Origin of the sequence: Bartonella sp. AP7XZML (genome assembly GCF_042195745.1) — a bacterium.
Classification (GTDB): Bacteria; Pseudomonadota; Alphaproteobacteria; order Rhizobiales; family Rhizobiaceae; genus Bartonella.
The window spans coordinates 1-4,643 of record NZ_JBHIOT010000012.1; the positions used below are offsets into that span (position 1 = coordinate 1).

The following is a 4,643-nucleotide window of genomic DNA, read 5'->3' on the forward strand; positions in this document are numbered from 1 at the left end:
TCGCATTTTTCTGCATTTTTTTCACCATTTACTCAAAATGGATTTAATAAGCTTCATTTCGATTCTTTTGGAGAGAATTAAACCCCTTATACGAAAACGGAACTCTGTTGTAACAGGGCGTGAACTAGATCATTTGCACGTGAATTATGAAACTGTAAAACCTTATCCAGTAACTTTTAAAAAAGGTAATCCAAAAGTTACAGAGATCTCTAATCCAGAAAAATTCTATTACGTGACTGAAATGAAATTCGCAAAAACAGGTAAAGAGAAAGATAAAACCACTGTTATTTATAATAACAATATCACAATAACAGATATCCCTCTTGACGCTTGTGAGTATATCGTTAATGGTAAACCCGCTCTTGAATGGGTTATGGGGCGTCAATGTGTTAAGACTGATAAAAAGAGTGGCATTGTTAATGATGCCAATCGTTATGCTGTTGAAACCATTGGCACCCCTGCCTACCCTCTAGAGTTATTACCATAAGTTTAGAGACAATGAAAATTGTTAAGAACTTACCAAAATTAGAAATTAGAGAAACTGAATAGACTTGGCTTGCTAAACTCACAAAGAGGTATAGAATCTTATAACCATAATCTATACCTCTCTTGTTAAGTTGATTAGATACAATCTTTAAAAGGAGTGTTTATATGCATTATTCTAAAAAGAAGAAACTTACACTTTTAAATACTCTACTTTGAATTGCTTTAAGACTTTTAAGAAATCCCATCTTAAAGTGAATACGCTTCTTTTACATTGCCTTTAAAAGATTAAACCGTAATCTAAAATGATAGCTTTATTGTTATCAGAAGCTTTATTTAAAGAGGGTTATGTATATTCATTTTCTTATATTACTTATAGGTTTTGAAGGTTTCTACCCCCCCAAAAAAACCTACAAAACATAGAGCATTAGTTGAATTTACAGGTTGTATTTTGATATAGGTTGTTTTTTGAAAAATTGATAAAACTTAAATTATTGAAATATAATGATTTTAATTTTCTCTCATTTAAAAAAAATATAGGTTCTAAAAAGAACTGACAAGACTGACAAAACTCTTCTGATAAGGTCACTCAGATCATTTACTTTTGGAAAAAAGTTCCTTGATGAGAATGCCATAAAAAGAGTTTTGCGTGGTTGTCTTAAAGACTTCAAAAGAGATTTCTTTATTGTTTTATGCTGTTGTTTTTAACCAAAGGATGCCATTCATACCGTCTATCAGGACGCCGACCTAATTCATTCCCCTCTATAGGAAATTCACGAATATAGTTACAACGACATAAAAGCTCTAAAGCTTGCTTAACGGCTCCATTGTCTTTTAAAGATCTCCAACACCGTCTATAGATATCTCTTGCCGTAAAAACATTGGGTAAAAGATCACAGCGCTCTACAATTAATTTTGCACGCTCTGCTGTTAATGTATCATTCGCCGCATAAAGACGTTTTGCATGGCTTATCAGATATTCTTCCCAATATAAGGCTCTCTCAAGGGCATCTCTATTGATTTCAAAACGCCCCCCTTCGGTTAATTCAAAAATCAATGCAAGACTTACTATGGTCTTAGGCATTTTCAAAAGATGTGCTTGTAAGCTTTCAGAAAGGTTATTCTCTTTGGCTTCTTTAAAAATCTTTTGCATCCATTCACGAAAGATCTCTTGAGCTTCAGCAGAAAAACGCATCACAAGAGGGTGTTCTGGTGAACCAAGGGGGTTATCATAAAGAGAACGAAATGCCCCTTCATACGTTTCCCATGCCTCTTGATTGGGAGGTCTATCAACCCACTTCCAATCTTTTGTTTCATCGGGAAAGACAAGCATTTGAAAGCGTTGTAAGAAACCATCATTGCCTTTGCCATATAAAACATTGCGTATAAAGGGCAGAATGCGAGAGGGTTGAATGCCCCCTATAATAGAGACGGTTGCATTGGGAATAAAAATGGTACCCCGCCCAATCCGGTCATAAGTAAATTGACCATCTCCATTAAAAGCTTCCAAATAAAAGGCACGGTCTGTTTGATATTCCTTTCGTTCCATATCTGTTAAGAAACCGGATAATTCATCACGCACCATCAAGAGACCGCGGGGGTTTTCTTTTAAGAGTTCCCCAAGCTTTTCCACGCTCGTATCATTGACAATAAAACGAGAGACATTATCATCATGCGCATTGTCTTTAGAGAGGGTTTCATACAAAAGAGCACGGGCTGTTTCAAGATCTCCTTTTTTTATTGCTTTATGGGCTTGTTTTTTCTTTTCGGATTTGTCTAAAGTTTCAAGTATCTCTTCAATTTCTTGTCTCTCTTTCTGCTTTAGCCAGTCTTTATACCATTTCTTTTGAAGGCAAGTGATAGGAGTTAAAGCGGCTTGCATGGTAGGTGTTTTCATGGTTGAAGGTTGACCAATAAGAGCGCCCCAGAGATTAGGGACAATTTTCCAATTGGCATGTTGTTTTGGGGCAACCCGCACGCCATTGCCAATCACAGCAGCCAAAGCACAGAGAGCAGAGATAGCAATAAAATCCATAGGGGCTTGTTGGCTATCCGCAACGTCATAAACATAGTTCATTAATGGCGTTGGCAACTGTAATAAGCTAAAAGGCTCGACGGGTAAGAGAGCCGCCGTGATAGGCTTTATTTCGCCCCAACCATTTTGTTGCAATGCTTGTTTATAAGGAATGGCTTCTAAACAAGTCTTATCATTTAAAAAAGCATTATCGTTATCATTGCATGAAACATTTTGATTGTTGGTATCGACAATATTGTTTTTATTCTCTCTCATTTATTTATACCTTTCAGTATCAAAACATCATTGAAATCTAGACCGTAGGGGGCTTGCATCATAAAGACCTCAAAGCCTTGTCTATAGGCATGTGCAGCGAGGGTAAAACCTGCTTTACGACCCGCTTCATCACCGTCCATTGCAATTGTCAGACGGGCTTTGATTTTGGGTAAATTCACACGCATCATGCCATGGGTTGAAAGGGACGCCCATAAATTCACGGGCTCTGTTAATAACCCAGACAGCAGAGCTAGACTGGTTTCAATGCCCTTACAAATGACCAGATGTTTTGGATTGGCTTGACTTAATTGCACCCCACCACCAGTGACAGATCCCAACATGGCTTTTGCTGGTTTTTGATCTGTTTTGCAGCCATTGTCTTTTAAAAAGGTTCTATGAATGGCAAAGAAACCAGCCTCCTTAACAAGAGCAATTAACGCGGGCAATGTACCCCCAGAGGGGTGTGGACATTTGCTATGAAAGCGTAAATCAGCAGGCAAATCACATGTGATCCCCCGCATACGTAAATAGGTTTCTGCTAAAGTATTTTTGATTGGTTGGCTTTGTTGCCAAATTGCTTTTGCTCTCTCTGCTTTCCTTTTTGCTTGTTTGAGATCAGCACAAAACTGTTTTGAGAAAGAAAGCGTATGATCATAAGCTTGTTTTCCAAGCAATCCAATTCTAATAAGCGCTTGTATGATCTCTCTAAAAGAGCAGCCAGCATAACAAGTGAGTAAGAGACGCCCATCATGTCCATTTTTAATGGATAAGCTAGGCAGCCTATCATCATGAGCAGGGCAACGGGCTGTTCCATAACGCCCATGCCAAACCCCGCGCAAGGCACGTGTGATACCCCGCGCATTCTTAAAAGAACACATCATTTTAAATCCTATAACGTTGTGTCATAGGACGGATTGTGCTATCTCTAGGGTGATGAGTTTGAGAAAGCCTTGTCCGTCCTTACGTGACAAGGTTTTTTTATGCCGCGTCGTTATAACGTTGCTATTTTACTTGCTCGATGACATTCAAAAGATCTGATTGTAACCAACGCGATAAAAAACCAAATTTTAAAGGTTTTGGGAGAGAGCCATTGGTAACATGACGGCGGAATGTTGAGACACTCATATGAAGCAATTTTGCACTTTCACGGTCAGTTAAAAGAATATCATTTTCTGTCATTCTAAAATCCTTTCTATCAAAAAATGGTAACAAATCATAACTATTTATTAACCACATTTTGGTTCATTTAGAAAGATGTTTTATTTATAGAAAACAATATTTTATCATATAATTTCTGATGTGATAATTTATGAGTCTTATTGAGAGAGAATGAGAGAAAAGAGAGCTAAAGTTATCCACAGATCATGGGGTTATTCACCCCATATCTTAAGATTGACCCGTGACATAAGCCGCCCATTTATCCATATAGACACGGCGCTGTTCTAAATAGTCAGTCCGACGATAGGCACGCTCTACTTTACCGCCGACCGTATGAGCTAAAATAGTTTCAGCGACCTCATAGGGGGCATCGGTTGTTTCAGCAAGCCAATCGCGTAAACTAGAACGAAAACCATGCGGGCAGGCGTTTAGTCCAGTCTGTTGCATATATTGAGCCATACAATTTGCAGCGAGGGGACCGCGACCAGTTGCAGAAAAAAAGAAATCATTGCGAGAGAGCAGACGCGCTTGTTTTAAAATGTCTAATGCTTCTTTTGATAAGGGCACACGAAATTCTGTTGTGGTATCACGCTTTCCTTTCATATTTTCAGCAGGAATAGTCCATATATCCCCATCAACTTGATCTTTATGGATATGACATAAAGGAAAAGTACGAACGCCTGTCAGAATAAGCAAACGTAAAGCCAGTTGT

The 4,643-nt window shown here is 38.3% G+C and carries 4 protein-coding genes and 1 pseudogene; 1 reads left to right on the top strand and 4 read right to left on the bottom strand.

Annotated features, from left to right (window positions below):
* Positions 1 to 106: 106 nt before the first annotated feature.
* Positions 107 to 549: pseudogene (locus ACFILT_RS00770) on the top strand (type ISP restriction/modification enzyme); the annotation flags it as partial.
* Positions 550 to 1,165: 616 nt separating this feature from the next.
* Here ACFILT_RS00770 and ACFILT_RS00775 read toward each other — a convergent pair.
* The 4 genes from ACFILT_RS00775 to ACFILT_RS00790 form a co-directional block, all read right to left on the bottom strand.
* Positions 1,166 to 2,773: a YfjI family protein gene (locus ACFILT_RS00775; RefSeq protein WP_375679432.1), complete on the bottom strand. Its 1,608-nt coding sequence runs from the start codon at positions 2,771 to 2,773 to the stop codon at positions 1,166 to 1,168.
* On the bottom strand, positions 2,770 to 3,654 hold the full coding sequence (locus ACFILT_RS00780) for a toprim domain-containing protein (protein WP_375679433.1): 885 nt from the start codon (positions 3,652 to 3,654) through the stop codon (positions 2,770 to 2,772). Before ACFILT_RS00780 ends, ACFILT_RS00775 begins: the two co-directional genes overlap by 4 nt.
* Before the next feature lie 121 nt (positions 3,655 to 3,775).
* Complete coding sequence (locus tag ACFILT_RS00785) at positions 3,776 to 3,952, bottom strand: helix-turn-helix transcriptional regulator (protein ID WP_375679434.1); 177 nt, start codon at positions 3,950 to 3,952, stop codon at positions 3,776 to 3,778.
* A 207-nt stretch (positions 3,953 to 4,159) separates the two neighbouring features.
* Positions 4,160 to 4,643: tyrosine-type recombinase/integrase (locus ACFILT_RS00790; protein WP_375679435.1), on the bottom strand; the 484-nt coding region annotated here is incomplete at its 5' end.